Consider the following 16,757-nt stretch of genomic DNA (forward strand, 5'->3'; position numbering starts at 1 on the left):
TTTTATAGAAATAAAGTGATTCTTTATGCTTTAAAGCATAAAGAATTCATGTTTTAAATACTTTACCTTTTGTAATTTTTTAACTTATCCATAAAATTTATCATAAAAATTTATTAATTTTTATCTGTATTTTGAAAACTAAATTTTGGCTTTATTGTTTTTTACTTTCAATACTCTATTTTGATTTTTGAAAATTATTTTTTTACAATCGAAGAAAAAATATAAAAATTTATTTGAGAATTTTTGTTTTAAGAAAGTTATTTTTTAAATGATGATTTTATTATTTTTTACCCTATTTTAATTTTTAAAGTTATTTAAAACAGTAAAAGAAAATTTGAAATAAAATTTTTTATAAAATTAAGACTTTAAAATAAGATTTATCAGGCAAGATAATTTTATTGCCTGATAAAATTTTTATTTTTTTAACATTGGTTTGTAAGGTCCATAGCGATGTTGTGTCGTAGAAAAGCTATCATCGTAAGGTCCAACATCCATATCTAAAGGTTTTACTTTTCTATCTGGAAAATCTTGATCTCTATGTGGTTTTATAGGACGAGTTTGAGAATTCATATAAGCAGCTACATCATAAGATTCTTCAAGAGTTAAATTAGGATCTCCTTGAGGCATATTTTCCTTAATGTAAGAAGCTGCTTTAATCAAACGATACATTCCAGCTCCTGTATTATAGCTATCTTTTCCCCATAATGGTGGATAGATATAATAAGCTCCTTTGGTATCTTCATTTTTTAAACCTTGACCATTTTCTTGGTGACAAACTGCACATTTATCCATGTAAATTTTTTTGCCTTTTTTTGGATCTGCCGCTCTTGTAAGATAATCTATTTTTTTAAGACTTTGTCCTTCGATTTTAGCTCCTACTGGAACACCTTGAGATAACCATTGCATATAAGTAAGCATTGCTTTCATTTCTGGAGAATTTTCTGGCATACGTTTACCATTCATAGATCTTTCATAGCAACCATTAATCCTATCAGCTAAAGTAATAACTTTATCCGCTCTTGCATTATATTGTGGAAATCTCCCCCAAATCCCTACAAAACCCGCTTGATTTGGAACACTCCCAGCTGCTGCATGACAGCTAGAGCAAGATAGATTATTTCCGGCAAATCTTTTCTTTGGATCTTTTGCTTGAGGTCCAGTATATTTGCTAGTTTCATTAAGAATTTTATTACCAAAAATTACCATTTGAGCATATTTAGAATCTTTTGGCATTTTACTTTCATCGATTGTACCATCTTCATTTAATGCTTCAGGTAAAATCCATTTGGCTTTAGGTAAATTAATACCTGTAGCACTTTTAGTTTTTTCTAATTTTTGATCAAGTGCAAATGCACAACTTCCAAATAATAATAGTGCCAAAGCTACAGAAATTTTCTTTTTCATAAGCTTTTTCTCCTTTTTAGAAAATTAAATCGTAATTAATTATATAACTTTGGTTAATAAAAGTCAATGAAAATTAAAAAAAGGATTAATCGCTAAATTTTTAATGAAAAACTAAAGTAATTTAAAATAAAATACCTATTTGCAATATTTTATATAAGGTTAAGATTTACAATGAAAAATTTAAGTATCCAAGAAAAAAGAGATTTAGACACTTGTGTTTTTCAAAATTTAGGACAAAATGATTTTTCCAATAAAATCAATTTTTTCAAAAAAGTCTTTTTAAAAATTAAATTATTTTTTTATTCTAAATAATACCAATTAAAATCTTTTGCTGTATAGGAAATATCTTTAAAATCTGGAGATTCTGTAAAGAATTTGCATTTTTTATCTAAATTTTCTATACCATAGACTTTCATAGCCATTTTAGAATTATGTCTTAAAAGTTCTATCCCAACACATGCTTGGTTATTAACTTTATAAAGTAAAGTTCCGCCCTCTTTTGGATCTATATTTAAAATACTTAAATTCTTATTTTTACTCATATCATCTATATTTTGACTAAAATTATAATGCAATTTATAATAAATCATAATATCTTGCATAGCACGTTTTAAATCTTGAATCATTTCAGAGATTGTTTGTCCATCATTTTTATATAAATTTAGAAAATCACGATTTAAAAAATCATTAAAATTTGAATCTTTTTCTAAATTTTTACAAGAATTATAAGTTTTTAAAATTTGCACTTGATTAGATTTTATTAAAAGCTCCAAACATTCTTTATTATTTTTAGAAAAATGCACTATTTTTACATTTTCAATTTTAAAATTTTTATCAGATTTTTTTTTATAAGCAAAATCACTTAAATCTTCATAAATATTAGCATAAATTAAAGAATATAAGCTTAAAAATATTGAAGCTATTTTTTTCATACAAATAGGTCCTTATGATTATTTTTTAAAAATTCTACAACTTCTAAAATTTCATCAACGCCTTCTTTTTTAGAATCTTTTAATATTAAATCTATATTATCTATATACGCCTCAATAGCTAATTCTAATTTTTCTCTTTTAACACCAGCATATAAAAGCATGGCTTCTAAAACAATGCTTAATTCGTATTGTAAATCCTCTAATTCTTCATTTAAGTTCTTTTGTCTGGACATCTTTATTTTCCTTTGTTAATTCTTTGCTTTTAATAAGATCAAGAATTTGAGCTTTGATATAAGAATAATTTGGGCTATCTTTATAGGCTGAAAATAAACCACCGCTTGCATTTTTATGCCCTCCTCCATTAACTAATTTTTTAGCCATTAAACTAACATCAATCTTACCATTTGCTCTAAAACTTAATGTTTTTCTTGAACTAACATCTATAAAAAAATCATAATCTGGATTTTTGATTAAAAAATCATTTCCAATGATGGAAGTATTTCCTATATTAATGGTTAAAATTCCCTTGTGCCCTTCGTATTCTATAGTAAATTTATCTTTTAATTCTCCTAGCTTTTCAACAACAAAACTAGAAATTAAATTAGCAAGCGTATCATCATAATTTTTCATAAAAAAATCTTTTTTAATAAAGTGAATAGCATTTTCAAGTAAAATATGAGAATTTTCTTTTCCTATAAATTTAATAGCTCTTTCAAAAAGAAAAAAAATATAATAAACTTGTATTTCTTTAAACATCACTCGATTGATTTCTTTAGCGTTAGCAACTAAACCCAAAAAAACTTTACCAAGTTCAAAATTTCTATCAGTATTTAGCCAAATATCAACAGCATTCACAACATTAACAAAACGAGAAAGTTCTAAATTTGTATGGCAAATTTTAGAGAAAAAATCATAAGTGATTTTAGTGGCCGATCTTTTTGAATCTAATAAATACCAAGAATATTTTTTTGCGCATTCTTCTCCACTTTGGTGATGATCAAGCAAAAAAATTTTAATTTTTTTTTCTTGACATATTTTGCCAAATTCTTCACACTGAGAAAGACTTAAATTTAAATCTGTAATCAAAATAATTGCTTTTTCAAAATTTTCATCTTTTTCGATATCGCTTAAAATAGCATTAAAATTATCATTAATTTCTTTTCCGTAGTTTGAATTATAAAATTTTACATTTTTAAAATAAAAATGAGTAATAAATTGGCAAGCATAGCCATCAAGATCTGTATGTGAAAGATGATAAATTTTCATTATTTTCCTTAAAGTTCTATCTTTATAATACCTTCTGTATTAAAATTAGTATTTTCAGCAATTTCAGCAAAGCTTAGCACAACAATGTTAATATTAAAGTTATAACAAATATCAGCAATAAATTTTCTAAGTTGTGGTTCAACGCAAAGTATAAAAGGTTTAATACGACCATTGGAAACTGCAGCTACTTCAGCTCTTAAAGTATCAACCAAAACACCAGTTTGTGCTACACTCAAAGGTAAATGATAACTTCCGTCCCTAAATTGAACATTTTCCATTAAAACTGCAGAACTAGCAGAATCTAAAATAAAAATATCTAAATTTCCTTTATCATCTAAATACATATTTGTAATCATTCTTGCTAATGACGCTCTTACATGCTCTATGATCATATCAAAACTTTTGCTTACTTCAGCAATATCGCTAACTGATTCTAAAATAGTAAGCATATCTTTAATTGGTATGTGATATTTGAGTAAATCTTTTAAAATCTTTTGAATAAGACTTACAGGCGCTACACTTAAAGCACCTTCAACTATAATCGGATAATCATTCTTAACTTTATCTAAAAGATTTTGCACTTCTTGGCGTGTTAAAAGTTCACTTGCATGAGATTTGATAAGCTCGCTCATATGGGTTGAAATTACACTTGCAGGATCTATCACTATATATCCATTAAGAGTAGCCTCATCTTTTAAATTTGCATCAATCCAAAGTGCATCAGAGTTAAAAGCAGGTTCTTTGGTTGCTATACCCTCAATTTCTTCAGTGATAAATCCACTATCCATAGCCAAATATTTGTCTGGATAAATTTCGGCACTCGCTATAGAAACCCCTTTTAATTTAAAACTATACTCATTAGGTTTAAGTCTTAAGTTATCACGAATTCTTATTTTTGGCATTAAAAACCCTAAGCTTTCTGCAATACTTCTTCTCATAGATCTAATTCTTTCAGTTAATTCACTTTCAGCTAATTTTATGAGTCCATATCCAAGCTCAAGCTCTAAAATTTCAACTTTAAGAATATCATTGATTTTATGTTCCTCTTCTTTTAAAATTTCTTCTTCGCTTTTCTTAGCAGGGGCTGCCGCACTTGGTGCAGTTGCCCCGCTACCAGCTGCCGCACTTGGTTTAGTTTTTTTAGCTGCCATAATTTCAATTTTACCTTCTTTTACTTGCTTAGTTAAAAATCCTAAACCTAAAAATACCAAAGACATAAAGCCTAAAGATAAGTGAGGTAGACCTGGTACTAAGGCAAAAATAAATAAAACAAAACCTACAATTAATAAAGTTCTATATTCACTTAAAAGCTGATTTAAAGTTCCCTCTGCAAAATTATCCTCATCTTTACTTGCACGAGTAATAATAATAGCCGTAGCCGTAGAAGTTATAAGGCCAGGAATTTGCGATACAAGACCATCTCCTATAGTAAGTATGGTATAAGTTGAAGCAGCAGTAGATAATGGCATATCATGCTGAAAAGAACCGATTAAAAAACCACCAATAATATTAATGATTGTAATAATAATACCAGCAACTGCATCACCTTTAATAAATTTACTTGAACCGTCCATTGCTCCGTAAAAATTTGCTTCAGCGATAATTTCTTGACGTCTTGCACGTGCTGTTTGTTCATCAATAAGACCAGCATTTAAATCCGCATCAATAGCCATTTGCTTACCTGGCATCGCATCAAGTGTAAATCTCGCTTGTACTTCAGAAACTCTGGTACTTCCTTTAGTTACAACCATAAAATTGATTAAAACAAGAATACAAAATACGATTACTCCGATAACCATATTTCCACTAACCACAAATTCACCAAAAGAAGCAATAATTTCACTTACAACTTCAGGTCCATTTTGACCTTCGCTTAAAATCATACGAGTTGTAGCAATATTTAAAGAAAGTCTAAAAAGTGTTATGATTAAAATTAAAGTTGGAAAAGTAGTTAAATCTGTTGGTTTTGGAATATAAATAGAAATAAGGATAATTAAAACCGACAAAGCAATACTTAAAGCCAAAAAAAAGTCTAAAATAGGACTTGGTAAAGGAACAATAATAATAGCTAAAATACAAACTATAAAACCAACTATAGTAAGACTTTTAGCCTTTAAAATTGGCCCAATTAATGGTCCTAAAAAAGGAAAGACAAGGTCAAATATTTTATTTTTTTTTGCCATTTATTTTTTTATAATATCCGCTAAGGTTATAGAGCTTAAAAATCCATCTATTCTATCTTGCAATTCTATAAGTAAAGGCATAAGGGTGCATTTTTTTTCTTTATTATCAGGACACACTCCTCCGCTACATTCAAAAACACTGATTTCTTTTTTCTCTACGCTATTTATAATTTCTTTAATATTATATTCTTTGGGTTCTTTTGCTAAAGTAAAACCTCCTTTTGTACCCTTGAAAGAATTTAGCAAATTATCTCTAGCTAAAGTTTGTAAAATTTTAGCCAAAAAACTTTTTGGAATATTAAGCTCATTCGATAGAAAATCTACATCTTGAGGTTTTTCTTTTTGAGCAATATAAATTAAAGAAAGTAAAGCATATTCGCTTGCTTTAGTAAATAGCACAAATTTCTCCTTTGAGAATATATAGTTTTTAATTATAATAAAATTTTCTTAGAAAAAGGCTTAAAAAATTTAAATTAAAGTTATTTCAGTTTATTTTTGGTTTTTATTTGATAAAATCACGGTTTTAAAATATACCAATCAGGAGGTCAATATGGCTTTAGATTCGGCTAAAAAAGCAGAAATTGTTGCGAAATTCGCTAGAAAACCGGGTGACACTGGTTCAACAGAAGTTCAAGTAGCTCTTTTAAGCGCAAGAATTGCAGAGCTTACAGAACATTTAAAAATCTACAAAAAAGATTTTTCTTCAAGATTAGGACTTTTAAAACTAGTTGGACAAAGAAAAAGACTTTTGAGCTATCTTAAAAGAAAAGATTACAATTCTTACTCTAAATTAATCAATGAATTAAATCTTAGAGATAAATAATTTTTATGATATCCTTTATTTTAAGGATATCATAAAATTTGTCTTTTTCCTTTAGAATCAGGTTCGCTTAAAAAACCTTCTTTTGTTAATTTTTCTATTATATTTGCTGATCTATTATAACCTATATTTAATCTTCTTTGTATATAAGAAATACTTGTTTTTTGATCTTCTAAAATAATTCTTTTTGCATCTTCATAAAGCTCATCTACTTCTCCATCATCTGAAAAATTATCATTAATTAAAGATGAATTTTTGGAATCTTGTAAAAAATTTTCATCATAGCAAACCTCTTGCTGATCCTTTAAAAAATCAACAATTTTTTCTATTTCAAATTCGCTTGCAAATGGAGCATGTAATCTTACAATAGAACTTGTTCCAGGAGGTGTAAACAAGCAATCCCCTCTTCCAAGCAAACTTTCAGCACCCATGGCGTCTAAAATAACTTTAGAATCTATTTTTTGCCCTACTTTATAAGAAATTCTACTCGGTAAATTTGCTTTTATCAGTCCAGTTACAACATCTACAGAAGGACGCTGAGTAGCAACAATTAAATGAATTCCACTTGCTCTTGCCATCTGTGCAAGACGTCCTATATAAAATTCTACATCCTTGCCTGCTGTCATCATCAAATCAGCTAATTCATCAATAATGACAACAATAAAAGGTAGTTCTTCATTTCCTATTTCTTTCATTTTTTCATTATAATTTTCTATATTTTTGGTTTTTGCATCTGCCATCAATCTATAACGTCTTTCCATTTCTGCAACCATATTAGAAAGAGCATTGACTGCTTTTTTAGGATCTGTAATGACAGGAGTTAAAAGATGTGGGATATCATTATAAATACTAAATTCAAGCATTTTTGGATCGATCATCATTAAACGCAAAGTTTTTGGAGAATTACGATATAAAAGACTTAAAAGCATAGAATTAATTCCTACGCTTTTTCCGCTTCCAGTAGTTCCAGCTATCAATAAATGAGGTAATTTTTTAAGATCGGTCACAAAAGCATTACCTACGATATCTTTTCCTAGGGCGATAGTTAAGGGGCTTTTAGAGTTTTTAAATACTTCACTTTCTAAAATTTCACGTAAATAAATCGTTTGTATTTCTTCATTTGGAACTTCAATACCTACTACATCCTTTCCAGGTATTGGAGCTTGGATACGTATAGATTTTGCCATTAAAGCCATAGTTAAGTCATCTTGCAAATTTAAAATTCTACTTACTTTTACATCTGCACTTGGACGAAATTCAAAGGTAGTCACCACAGGGCCAACATAGGTTTTAGTTACATCTCCGCCTATTTTAAAACGACGTAATTTTTCAAGCAAATTGTAAATTTTTTTATCAATTTCAAGCTCATTAACATCATATTTATGCTGTGAAAAATTAGATAAAAAGTCAAGTGGAGGCAATTTAAAATCTTTTGGCTTCTCCATCTCTCCTTGTTCTATTTCTTTTAAAAGCGCTTTATTGAGTTCAATTTCTTTTGCTAAAATAGCTCTTTGTTTAATAATTTCCTCTTCTTTGTTTTCGCTTATAATCTCTTCTTTAATTTCATTGTTATTTTGCTCGCTAATTTTTTCAAAAGTTTTTTGACTTTCCTCTTTTTCATCTTCTTGAAGTTTGATAACAGGAATTGGATCAATATAAGGACGATCCAATTCTTCAACTACAGGCATAAAATCATCAGTATTTTCATTCATACTTTCTATTTCTTTAGGCTTAAAATTCTCTTCGCTAAAATCTAAAATTTCAGGCTCTTCAAAATTTGTATGATAATGTATAGATGTTTGATTGGCTTTTACTGTTTCTTCTTCTATTATAGGATTTTCGTGAATTTCTTGGAAATTAGATTCTATAGGTTCTTCTTGTTTTGTAAAATTTTGAATTGTTTCTTCAAAATTATATTTATTACCTTCTATAATATTATTTAAATCTAATTCTATTTTGTCATCTTTTTCCAATTCTTGAATTTCTGCTTTTACTTTATTTTCAAGAATTTCATTTTGATAAGCTTTGTATTCTTGCTCTAGTTTTGCTTTTTGTATCAAATCTTCTCTTTGTTCTAATTCTTTAGTGAAAATTTTTGGTTTTATTTCTTGTTTTGGTAATGAAATTTCTATATTTTTTCTTTTATAGCTTGGTTCATCTAAATTTCTACCTGTGGTATCTATTTGCTTGATTTCTTCAAGTTTTTTAGGTTTTAAAAAACGCTCTGGGATCATATCTACCTCTTCTTTTAAAATAAAATTAAATTCTTCATCAAGACTTATACTACTTCTACTAGCTTTTTGCACAAAATTTCTAACCTGTTGTGAATTTTCATAAACAAAACTCTTCGCCTCTTCTAAACTTTCTTTATCAATCTCTACCTTTTCATCTAAAATTTGATTTTTCAATTTTTCAAAATTTTCCTTCGCTGTTGTAATAGAATTTTTACTTGCATTAATATTATTAATTTTTACTAATTCCTCAATTTCACTTAAAGGTTGAGCTAAATGTTTTTGCTTAACTTCTACAATTGGAGCTTTTGGTTCTGATTTTCCTATATCGTCTTTATCGGTTTCTCCTCCAAAAATTCTCATTAAAAACGTTTTTAAAGCTTGCTCCAATTTAAGCAAAATCGCAAAATTTAACTCTATCTTCAAAAGTTCTTTTGCAAATTTTGGAAACAATAAAATCAAAGAAAAAACAAAAAGCAGAAGTGCAAAAATACCGCTTCCTACATGTCCTAAAAGAGTAGAAAAAATAGTATAGATAAATTCTAAAATATAACCATAACCCCTATAAAGTACTGAAAAAAGTAGTAGTGTTGAAAAAAGAGCAAAACCTATGCCAAAAAGCTCTTGGCGTGAAAAATTTTCTATTTTATAATTTCTTTTATAATAAAAATAATTTAAAATAAACAAGAAAAAGGGATAATAATATCCAAATTCTCCAAATAAAAATAAATTTATTTTATAAATCCAACTTCCCATACTAGGAGTTAGCATACAAAGACATAAATAAAAAATACCAAAAGTAGAAATAGTAAAAATGGCTTCTTTTTTGATGTTTTTTCCTTAAAAAAATATTTTTAAAGAAGCCATTATAGCATAATTTTACATATAGTTTAATAAACTAAGTTGAGATATAGTAGTACTTGCTTTAAGCGAAGCTTGATATGCAAGTTGAGTTTGCATTAAATTCATCATAGCTTCACCATAATCAACATCAATTACATTTGATTTGATACTTTGCACATTTACACTTAAAAAACTCACTCGGGTATTTACTCCATCTATGATATTATGATAAGCTCCCATAGTTGTATTGAGTTTGCTTACATGATCAGCCAAATGATCAAGCCTTTCTAAAGCACCTTGCATTCCCGTATTTCTTGGATCAGCTGAATTTCCATCTGCTCTCATGTTTCCACTTAAAACTGCATCGATCATAGTATCAAGATCTTTTATAAGATCGACATTTGGCTCATCTATAGTTAAAGCATTATTAGCACTAAAACTAAAATTTGGACCACTTTGGATTTGTGCGGTTTCAGTATAAGGAGGTTGAGGAAAATGACCACTTTGAGAATCGCTCAAAGAAATTCCTATATTGGTTCCTGAAGAAAGTTTATCTGTAACACTAATACGTCCTTTATAATCCATACTAACATCGACTGTTGCTTGAGAGTCTTTTATAAGCTGCTGGATATTATCATAACCTGTGGCATCAATTTTGTTATTTGTAACTGTGATATTTTGAGTAGGCACTTTATCAGAAGCAAACATACCGATGATATTATTAATTTGCCCATAAGTTATTTCATTTGAAGGAGTTACCACCCCGCTATTTCCTGTCGTAGGATCAGTATGCATGATAGGAAAACTTATAGTTTGATCAGGATTTTTAGGATCTTTAAAACTTACAGTTGAATTTCCTAAATCTATAGTCACATCATAAGTATTTCCACCCTTGGAATTAACTTTTAAATTTAAAGTGGTACCATTTAAACTATCTCCTGCCATGACTTCGCTAAGCTTGGTTGAATCTGTTGCATAGGCATTGCTTCCTTTAATCACTTGAGAAACATTACCATAAACAGTATTTCCATCTTTTTCAAAATAAACATTATCATAATCTGCACCATTAGCTGGCTTACCGGCTGAATCAGTCATATTGCTTTTGATAAAATCAGTTTGAGCTAGACTAAAGTTAAATTTTTGTTTAACTCCATTTTTTCCTGTTAATTCAATTTCAACTGGGCTGGTTGGATTAGTAATATCACCATTTTGTATCGCAGCTTTCATAACTTCGTTGGTAATATCTTCCATTTTAAGATCATTTTCTTCGGCAAATTTTAGCATACCTTTAAAATCTTCAGTTTTATCCATTTGTGGAGTATAGGCTACGGCATGAAAGTCTAATTTATTATTGCCTTGTTTTAAATCTGTAATTTGAATTTGACCGCTATTATTTATGCTTACTTCTACAACTTTATTGTTAGGAGTGTTGCCATAAAGTGCACCAATTTGCTCTAATACATCTTCTATTTTATCATCTGGTTTTACCAAAACTGCACTTTTAAAGCTTGTGCCATCTGGCTTAGTTCCTTGAACATAAAGTGTTGAAGGTGGAAAATTAAGCTTTTTTTCTTTATCTTCAAAATCATCGTATGGATCTAATCCATTATCTTTTACATAATTTTGCCCGATAAGCTGTTTCCAAGCAGAATCTCCGTTTAAATACTCTTGTTTGTCTTTGTTTTCCTCGGTGTAGCGATTATCCTTAAAGCTAATATTAGTAGTAATTTGCTTTTTATAATCCCCATCGGCCTTGAAAAAGAGATCCCATCCAGGGATATTATAAGGACTTTCAGTTCCTGATCCAGTTACTACATTGATATTATTTTTATCTCCATAATAATTACCATTAGAATCAAAAGGTTTATTTGCAACTTGAGATCCAGCGAAAAGATATTGACCATTGACGCTAGTATTTGCAAGCTGCAAGATGCTTTCTTTAATGCGTTGTAATTCCTTTGCTATGGCTTCTCTTGAGGTTTGAGAATTACTATCACTAGCCGCTTGGGTAACTTTAACTTTAAAATCTTCTAAAAGTTTAACCATATCTTGCAAAGCTTTCATGCTATTTTCGGTTAATTCTTTAGCAGAACTCGTTGCCTGTTTAACCTGCTCTAGTGTTTTTAATTCATATTCTAAACGAGTATTGTCTATATAGGTGCTTGCATCTTCGTAAGAATTTTGAATTTTTAATCCTGAAGCAAGTTGTTGAGAGATCTTATATAGGGCACTTTGCCCACCCATTGAAGTGCTAACAGAATTGGTAAAATTTAACTTATTTGTAATTCTCATTTTTTTCCTTAAAAAATTAATAAACTAGAATCTTTTCTCAATATTGCTACAACTTTATAAGCAATAAGTGTTCCAAAAAATGAAATTTTGTATATTTTTAAAATATTTTTTCATTAAAACCTTTATTTTAAATTGTTTTTTAGCTAAAAAAAAATATAATTATGATTTTAGTCAAGCCCGAGTGGTGAAACTGGTAGACGCGCCAGACTCAAAATCTGGTAAGGGCAACCTTGTGTCGGTTCGAGTCCGACCTCGGGCACCATCTCTTAAAACAATATCCTCAATCAAACTTCGATAAATTTAATGCTTTTGACAATTGAAAAATTTTGTTTTTTAATTACTCTTTATATGGTTTTATCTTTTAAAATCACTTTTCTAGTTGATATTATATAAACAACATTGCCTTTTGTCATAAAAAATACTATAAAAATAATTAGAATTAAAATTCTTTTTTACCTATTTCATCTCTTTTTACTTATAGTAGCTTATTTATACAGTTCATTTATCTATAATTTAAGCTTTAAAAAAGCTATAAATTTAAAGCTATCCTTGAAATTCCGTACTTTCAAATTTAGGTTTATCTACAAAACATGATTTTTCTTTTAAAAATAAAACTTCGATGGTTCCAACTGGACCATTTCTATTTTTACCGATTAAAATTTCAGCATTTTCCTGCATAGGATTGCGTATAAAAGTGCTTTTATATTCTTTACCTTCTGCTTTAGCTTTATTTTCTCTCTCTTTTTCTTCTTGTTCTCGATAAACTTCATCTCTATATACAAATAAAATTGTATCCGCATCTTGTTCTATCGCTCCACTCTCGCGTAAATCACTCATCATCGGACGCTTATTGGCACGTTGCTCTAAAGAACGGTTTAATTGAGAAAGTGCAATGATAGGCATATTTAATTCTCTAGCTAAAAGCTTAAGCCCTCTTGAAATTTCGCTTACCTGTAAATGTCTATCATTAAAATTTGAATTACTCATCATAAGTCCGATATAATCAATCACACAAAGTTTTATGCTTTCCTCTTGTGCTTTTAGACGTCTTAAAATAGCCCTAACATCTGTTATCGTAGCATAGCCACTATCATATATAAAAAGCTTTTTTTTAGAATACAAATTGCAAGCATCTCCTATTCTTTCCCACTCATCATCATTAAGATCGGCGGTAAGAATTTTTTGCAAAGGAATTGAAGTTTTTGCTGATAAAAGTCTTTGCATGATTTGAGTTGCAGGCATCTCCAAAGAAAACATAACCACGCCTTGATCTTGCTTTAAAACTTGATCGATAAAATTTAAACATAGGGTTGTTTTTCCCATACCAGGACGTGCAGCAATGATGATAAGTTCACCATCTTTAAAACCTTTAGTCATGTGATTTAGATCTTCAAAACCAGTATCTAAACCTATAACGGTTTTATTTTCAAGAGTTTTTTGCTTTTTAAATTCCTCTATAAGCTCTTCTAAAACGAGTTCTATGCCCTTAATATCGTTTGTATTGATGCGATTGGTTAAATTAAAAATTTCTTTGCTTATCTCGTCTGAAATTTCACTTACGGCGCGATTTTCATTGATGCGAGTTGGCAGAAGATGTGCAAAACTTAAAAGCTGCCTTTTGATCGATTTTTCGCGGAGTTCATTAACATAAGCGGCTAAATCAATCATTGAAGGCGTAGCAATGACTTCATTTAAAATTTGCTCATCTAATTTTTTATGTTTTTTTAAAAAACTTATAGATATAGGTTCTCCAGAATTTGCACAAGAGATGATAGCCTTAAAAATATCTTGATGAGCTTTAAGGCTGAAATCTTTAGGTTCAATATCTCCTGCTATGCTTGAATAAGCGTCTTCACTCATAATACAACTACTTAAAATCGCACGCTCTAGATCCAAATCAAAATGTTCTTGCAATTTTTTTCCTTATAAAATTCTTTTTTAAAATTCTAGCAAAAAGAGCTTAAAAACCGAATTTATTTTGATATATTGAAACTTTTTTTCAATAAAACAACGGCCAAAATCACCACACAAAATTCCGCAAATAAAGGAGTAAGCCAAACTCCTTTTAAACCCATAGAATAAGATAAAAGAAAAAGGAAAAATAAAGGAACAAATAAATTTTGACTCAAGCTTAAAATCAAAGAAAAACTAGGTTTGTTAAAAGCTGTTAAAAAAGAATTGCTCAATACATTAAACCAAGCAAAAATATAATTTAAAGAAAAAAGAGTCAAGGCTAAATAAACAAAATTTAAAAAATCTTGATCATGATCTTTCATAAAAAATTCTATTAAATTTTCACCTGATATATAGATAAAAAATAAAACAAAAATTGAAAAAATAAATCCAGAGAAAAACATAATTTTTAAAAAAGATTTAATACGGTAAAAGTCTTTTTTGGCGTAATTATAGCTTAAGGCTGGCTGCATGGCATCTGCCATAGCGATAATAAGCATCATAATAAAAGTATCAATATAAACTATAATAGAAAATCCAGCCACAGCCTTAACATCTGCTATTTTAAGCAAAACAAAATTTGCAAAAACACCATAAAGAGATCCTGAAACATTGTTAAAAAATTCACTACTACCATTGTAAAGAATATTTTTAAAAATTTTAAAATTGATATAAGGAAAAGAAAATCTAAGCTCTAAATTTTGAAACAAAAAAGGAAAAATTCCAAAAATTCCGCCCAGAGTCAAACCTAAACAAGTTGCAAGAGCAGCTGAAAACAATCCCCAGTCTAAAATAACTATAAAAAAATAATCAAATAAAATATTACTCAAAGCAATGATAATATTAATAATCATACTATAAGTGGTTTTGCCACAAATTCTTAAATAATTATCCAAGGCAAAAGAAAGCATAGTAAGAGGTGCAAATAAAGCAAAAACTATCATACACTCTTTTGCCATAGTTTTAATCTCTAGGCTAACATTTAAAAAATCGATCAAAATTGGCGCTAAAATATATTCTAAAATACCGACCAAGCAAGAAAATAAAAAAATAATTATCAAGCTAGAGCTAAAAATTTTTCCAGCTAATTTTTTCTTACCAAGTCCCAATTTCATTGAAATTTGTACCGAAGATCCTATTGCAATAGTATCAGATAATGCAAAAGACATCATAATAAAAGGCATGATTAAAGCCAAAGCTGCCAAAGCATCGCCACCTAAATATCTACCTACAAAAATTCCATCAATAATATAATAAAGTGAAATAAAAGCCATGCTAATCATATTAGGCAAGGCACATTTTATAAAAAGTTTTAAAGGGTTTAAAGTACTAAAAATATTTGACATTATTTATCCTTAAAAAATATTTTAATAAAAAATAATCCTTAAGAATACTAATAAAACGCCAAAACTCCCAATATGTAAGAATTTAAATAAAAAATTTTAGTCGTAAGTTTATTAATTTTGATTTTATTTTGCATAGTAATTTCTAAAAAATTTCCTTAAAAAATTTAGCCCTTAAGAGCTAAATTTTTATAAAATAGAAAGAATTTTTGCAGCATCATTGAGTCCTGTAATAATACTTGCTCCATTTTTTGTTGCAATATCTCCTGCTACAAATATTCCTTTAACATTGCTTTCTTTATTTTCATCCATTAAAGGGACACCTTTATCATCTACCTTAATACCACATTTTTGTAAAAAATCTACTGGAGTTGAACCACCGATAGCATAAATTATTCTATCGTAAGTTTCACTTGTTGAGTTATTGAAATTAACTTTTGCTTTACCATTTTCATCTTCAACAGAATCAATATCGACACCAAGCTTTAAATTTACCTTTCCATTATTTCCAGCTTCAATTATATCCTTAAGATTGATATCATTTAATCTTGTAAATTCTTTTTTACGATAGCAAAGACTTACATCGTTTGCTTTTGCTAAATCTATGGCATATTCAGCAGCAGAATTTCCTCCACCTACAACAAGAATTTTTTCATTCCCTAAAACTGAATTTGCATTAAAATTAATAATCTTGGTTAAAGTCATAGGGAGTTTATAATCAGGTTTATTTGGTTTGCCCATTCTACCAATCGCTACAATGATATTTTTACATTCATAAGTTTCTTTGGCTGTACTTACCAAAAAAAGATTGTTTTCATTTTTTACACTTTCAACTTCTGAACCAAATGCGACTTCTATATTGTATTGTTTTAAAATATTTTCAAATAATTCTATAGTACTTTCTTTTGTACCATCTTCAAAAGGAATATTACCATAATTTACGCCTTCACATCCTTTATAAACTTTATCTACTCTTTTTCCTTCTTTGTAAAATTGCATTAAAGTTTGGCAAATATTATTTGTTTTTTCCAAAATTAAAACTTCTTTATTTTTTAATTTTGCTTCAACTGCGCATGCTATACCTGTTGGCCCAGCACCAATAACAATTAAATCTATTTTTTTCATCTTTTTTACCTTTTAATTTTTATTTTTTTGATATTAATGTATCAATTTTTCTTAAATAAAAGAATAAAAATACAATAAAAATCATCATTATATAAAAATATTTCATCTTTTTGTTGAAAATTTTCACAAATAAAATATTTTAATTAATATTATTTTAGTTTTTTTAAATTGATAAATTTCGCATAACTTATATCCCTTATTAAAATTATCTTTTAATTCTTTTATAATAAAAATTTAAACATTAAAAGCAACTTTAAGACATATGGTTTTTGATTTCTTAGACCGCTAACTTTTAAATATAATTATTTCAATTTTTTAAGTTTTAACCGAAATTAATACAGTTAAACAATAAGATTATCTTTTTT

Annotated in this window: 12 protein-coding genes, 1 tRNA gene and 1 pseudogene; 3 read left to right on the forward strand and 11 right to left on the reverse strand. The window is 28.3% G+C overall.

Annotated features, from left to right (window positions below):
• Nucleotides 1-414: 414 nt before the first annotated feature.
• Nucleotides 415-1,404: a c-type cytochrome gene (locus tag CMOL_RS03280; protein WP_239820675.1), complete on the reverse strand. Its 990-nt coding sequence runs from the start codon at nucleotides 1,402-1,404 to the stop codon at nucleotides 415-417.
• 171 nt (nucleotides 1,405-1,575) lie between these two features.
• Between CMOL_RS03280 and CMOL_RS03285 the strand changes: the two genes are divergently transcribed.
• A complete protein-coding gene (locus tag CMOL_RS03285) occupies nucleotides 1,576-1,716 on the forward strand; it encodes a hypothetical protein (protein ID WP_200283618.1) in 141 nt (46 codons plus the stop codon).
• Here CMOL_RS03285 and CMOL_RS03290 read toward each other — a convergent pair.
• The 5 genes and pseudogenes from CMOL_RS03290 to CMOL_RS03310 all read right to left on the reverse strand — a co-directional run bounded on the left by CMOL_RS03290 (nucleotide 1,704) and on the right by CMOL_RS03310 (nucleotide 6,184).
• Nucleotides 1,704-2,336, reverse strand: coding sequence for a hypothetical protein (locus CMOL_RS03290; RefSeq protein WP_239820676.1), 633 nt, complete (start codon nucleotides 2,334-2,336; stop codon nucleotides 1,704-1,706). The genes CMOL_RS03285 and CMOL_RS03290 overlap by 13 nt on opposite strands.
• A complete protein-coding gene (locus CMOL_RS03295; protein ID WP_239820677.1) occupies nucleotides 2,333-2,569 on the reverse strand; it encodes a hypothetical protein in 237 nt (78 codons plus the stop codon). Before CMOL_RS03295 ends, CMOL_RS03290 begins: the two co-directional genes overlap by 4 nt.
• On the reverse strand, nucleotides 2,544-3,602 hold the full coding sequence (locus CMOL_RS03300) for a DHH family phosphoesterase (protein WP_239820678.1): 1,059 nt from the start codon (nucleotides 3,600-3,602) through the stop codon (nucleotides 2,544-2,546). Before CMOL_RS03300 ends, CMOL_RS03295 begins: the two co-directional genes overlap by 26 nt.
• Nucleotides 3,603-3,610: 8 nt before the next feature.
• The gene (flhA, locus tag CMOL_RS03305) at nucleotides 3,611-5,785 is read right to left on the reverse strand and encodes a flagellar biosynthesis protein FlhA (protein WP_239820679.1); all 2,175 of its coding nucleotides are present in this window, start codon (nucleotides 5,783-5,785) and stop codon (nucleotides 3,611-3,613) included.
• Nucleotides 5,769-6,184 (reverse strand): annotated as a pseudogene (locus tag CMOL_RS03310) (Rrf2 family transcriptional regulator). Before CMOL_RS03310 ends, flhA begins: the two are co-directional and overlap by 17 nt.
• Before the next feature lie 151 nt (nucleotides 6,185-6,335).
• Here CMOL_RS03310 and rpsO point away from each other — a divergent pair.
• Nucleotides 6,336-6,608, forward strand: coding sequence for a 30S ribosomal protein S15 (gene rpsO, locus CMOL_RS03315; protein WP_200281601.1), 273 nt, complete (start codon nucleotides 6,336-6,338; stop codon nucleotides 6,606-6,608).
• A 29-nt stretch (nucleotides 6,609-6,637) separates the two neighbouring features.
• Here the strand turns inward: rpsO and CMOL_RS03320 are convergent, their stop codons facing one another.
• Together CMOL_RS03320 and flgL are read right to left on the reverse strand one after the other, a co-directional pair.
• A complete protein-coding gene (locus CMOL_RS03320; protein WP_239820681.1) occupies nucleotides 6,638-9,607 on the reverse strand; it encodes a DNA translocase FtsK in 2,970 nt (989 codons plus the stop codon).
• A gap of 108 nt (nucleotides 9,608-9,715) precedes the next feature.
• A complete protein-coding gene (flgL, locus tag CMOL_RS03325; protein WP_239820682.1) occupies nucleotides 9,716-11,971 on the reverse strand; it encodes a flagellar hook-associated protein FlgL in 2,256 nt (751 codons plus the stop codon).
• Between the two features lie 175 nt (nucleotides 11,972-12,146).
• Between flgL and CMOL_RS03330 the strand changes: the two genes are divergently transcribed.
• A tRNA-Leu gene (locus CMOL_RS03330) sits at nucleotides 12,147-12,233 on the forward strand.
• A 281-nt stretch (nucleotides 12,234-12,514) separates the two neighbouring features.
• Here the strand turns inward: CMOL_RS03330 and CMOL_RS03335 are convergent.
• The 3 genes from CMOL_RS03335 to CMOL_RS03345 all read right to left on the reverse strand — a co-directional run bounded on the left by CMOL_RS03335 (nucleotide 12,515) and on the right by CMOL_RS03345 (nucleotide 16,392).
• Nucleotides 12,515-13,885 carry a replicative DNA helicase gene (locus tag CMOL_RS03335; protein ID WP_275583348.1) on the reverse strand — a complete coding sequence of 457 codons (1,371 nt, stop codon included), beginning with the start codon at nucleotides 13,883-13,885 and terminating at the stop codon, nucleotides 12,515-12,517.
• A 59-nt stretch (nucleotides 13,886-13,944) separates the two neighbouring features.
• The gene (locus CMOL_RS03340) at nucleotides 13,945-15,270 is read right to left on the reverse strand and encodes an MATE family efflux transporter (protein WP_239820683.1); all 1,326 of its coding nucleotides are present in this window, start codon (nucleotides 15,268-15,270) and stop codon (nucleotides 13,945-13,947) included.
• 186 nt (nucleotides 15,271-15,456) lie between these two features.
• Nucleotides 15,457-16,392 carry an NAD(P)-binding domain-containing protein gene (locus CMOL_RS03345; RefSeq protein ID WP_239820684.1) on the reverse strand — a complete coding sequence of 312 codons (936 nt, stop codon included), beginning with the start codon at nucleotides 16,390-16,392 and terminating at the stop codon, nucleotides 15,457-15,459.
• Nucleotides 16,393-16,757: the final 365 nt, after the last annotated feature.

It is taken from the genome of Campylobacter sp. RM10537 (genome assembly GCF_022369435.1).
Taxonomy (GTDB): domain Bacteria; phylum Campylobacterota; class Campylobacteria; order Campylobacterales; family Campylobacteraceae; genus Campylobacter_D; species Campylobacter_D molothri.

Excerpts from the sequence above, each read along its gene's own strand:
- CMOL_RS03280 (WP_239820675.1), bottom strand. The coding sequence starts at position 1,404 with ATGAAAAAGAAAATTTCTGTAGCTTTGGCACTATTATTATTTGGAAGT.
- CMOL_RS03285 (WP_200283618.1), top strand. The coding sequence starts at position 1,576 with ATGAAAAATTTAAGTATCCAAGAAAAAAGAGATTTAGACACTTGTGTT.
- CMOL_RS03290 (WP_239820676.1), bottom strand. The coding sequence starts at position 2,336 with ATGAAAAAAATAGCTTCAATATTTTTAAGCTTATATTCTTTAATTTAT.
- CMOL_RS03295 (WP_239820677.1), bottom strand. The coding sequence starts at position 2,569 with ATGTCCAGACAAAAGAACTTAAATGAAGAATTAGAGGATTTACAATAC.
- CMOL_RS03300 (WP_239820678.1), bottom strand. The coding sequence starts at position 3,602 with ATGAAAATTTATCATCTTTCACATACAGATCTTGATGGCTATGCTTGC.
- flhA (WP_239820679.1), bottom strand. The coding sequence starts at position 5,785 with ATGGCAAAAAAAAATAAAATATTTGACCTTGTCTTTCCTTTTTTAGGA.
- rpsO (WP_200281601.1), top strand. The coding sequence starts at position 6,336 with ATGGCTTTAGATTCGGCTAAAAAAGCAGAAATTGTTGCGAAATTCGCT.
- CMOL_RS03320 (WP_239820681.1), bottom strand. The coding sequence starts at position 9,607 with ATGCTAACTCCTAGTATGGGAAGTTGGATTTATAAAATAAATTTATTT.
- flgL (WP_239820682.1), bottom strand. The coding sequence starts at position 11,971 with ATGAGAATTACAAATAAGTTAAATTTTACCAATTCTGTTAGCACTTCA.
- CMOL_RS03340 (WP_239820683.1), bottom strand. The coding sequence starts at position 15,270 with ATGTCAAATATTTTTAGTACTTTAAACCCTTTAAAACTTTTTATAAAA.
- CMOL_RS03345 (WP_239820684.1), bottom strand. The coding sequence starts at position 16,392 with ATGAAAAAAATAGATTTAATTGTTATTGGTGCTGGGCCAACAGGTATA.